Raw genomic sequence first — 267 nt, 5'->3', positions numbered from 1 at the left:
CACGGACGTCGCGAAGGTGCTGAGCCGACCGCGGTGACCCGCGGTCAGACGGCGGCGAGCTCCGACCGCACCGATGCCGCGGTCCTGCTGATGGAGGACCGGGAGGCGTCGACGAGTGCGAGCACGTCGCCGTGCCGGCGGTCGGCGGCGTCGTTCCACCGCACGAGGTCGTAGGCGCGGGCCGCGGTCACCCCGGGCGGGGTGCTCCAGTCACCGGCCGGGACGCCCCCGTGGAGCACGTTCCACATCGTGCCGATGGCGCGCTGG

At 75.3% G+C, this 267-nt stretch carries 1 protein-coding gene; it reads right to left on the bottom strand.

The window, feature by feature from the left end; translation table 11 throughout:
- Positions 1-44: 44 nt before the first annotated feature.
- On the bottom strand, positions 45-267 hold a 223-nt coding region (locus ACKX14_RS15945; protein ID WP_422449383.1), incomplete at its 5' end, for a hypothetical protein.

Source organism: Thermorhabdus hydrogeniformans (assembly GCF_049310025.1).
Lineage (GTDB): Bacteria > Bacillota > Thermosediminibacteria > Thermosediminibacterales > Tepidanaerobacteraceae > JBJYKD01.
Note: the sequence above shows the minus strand (reverse complement) of the source record. Positions and strands in the feature narration are given on the sequence as shown.